Below are 522 nucleotides of genomic sequence, written 5' to 3'. Positions count from 1 at the left end.
TTTTTTATCTTATCGATGAATTCTGCAAAGAATTTGAAAAAGTAACCCATGAATCTGCTCTTGAAAAGGATACGGCGAGCAAAAAAAGAAACCGGAAATCAAAATTGTCCGATAGTGAAGTAATAACCATTATGGTGTTATTCCATTATAAACAATTCAGGAGCCTAAAACATTTTTACTTGTATTATGTAAAGGTGCATATGCAAGGAGAGTTTCCGCAGACCGTGTCCTACAACCGTTTTGTTGAATTACAACAAAGAGCAGTGCTCCCAATGGCCATATTTCTTAAAACATGCTGTCTGGGACGTTGTACTGGCATTTCCTTTATAGACTCGACTCCTTTACGGGCATGCCATATAAAAAGGGAGAAACAGCATAAGACTTTTAAGGGCATGGCTGTAAAGGGACAATGCTCCATAGGTTGGTTCTTTGGTTTTAAGTTGCATTTAATTGTCAACGACAGAGGGGAAATATTGGACTTCATGCTTACCCAAGGGAATGTTGACGACAGGGAGCCTTTGA

1 protein-coding gene is annotated in these 522 nt (G+C 38.9%); it reads left to right on the top strand.

All coding sequences use genetic code 11. The features are described from left to right. Window positions 1-522, top strand: a 522-nt coding sequence (locus tag UXI14_RS18075; protein ID WP_335967373.1) for an IS982 family transposase, incomplete at both ends; no start/stop codon positions are given.

The organism is Galbibacter sp. PAP.153, assembly GCF_037029175.1.
Classification (GTDB): domain Bacteria; phylum Bacteroidota; class Bacteroidia; order Flavobacteriales; family Flavobacteriaceae; genus Galbibacter; species Galbibacter pacificus.
Note: the sequence above shows the minus strand (reverse complement) of the source record. Positions and strands in the feature narration are given on the sequence as shown.